The organism is Tolypothrix sp. VBCCA 56010 (assembly GCF_050875635.1).
Classification (GTDB): domain Bacteria; phylum Cyanobacteriota; class Cyanobacteriia; order Cyanobacteriales; family Nostocaceae; genus Hassallia.
In genome coordinates this window covers 1-219 of the sequence record NZ_JBPAOH010000538.1, presented here as the reverse complement: position 1 = coordinate 219, position 219 = coordinate 1, and the positions used below count along the sequence as shown (strand labels likewise).

Below are 219 nucleotides of genomic sequence, written 5' to 3'. Positions count from 1 at the left end.
TCCTTCACGGGAATAACTTAAAAAAATTGCCGAATTTGCAGAACGCCGCACCATTGCTGATTGTAAATGTTGAGTGATTGCTTGGCGACCAAAAGGCTTTGAGGGTCGTTTTCTAGCTTCAATCACTATTGACAGTTCAATTACAGCTAACGATTTACTGGTGAACTTTAGGAGAATATCGCCAGTGTCTCCATCACGACCAATATGCTCCACCTCTAC

General features: G+C 42.5%; 1 protein-coding gene. It reads right to left on the bottom strand.

The window, feature by feature from the left end:
* On the bottom strand, positions 1-219 hold a 219-nt coding region (locus AABK37_RS42260), incomplete at both ends, for a hypothetical protein (protein ID WP_432557313.1).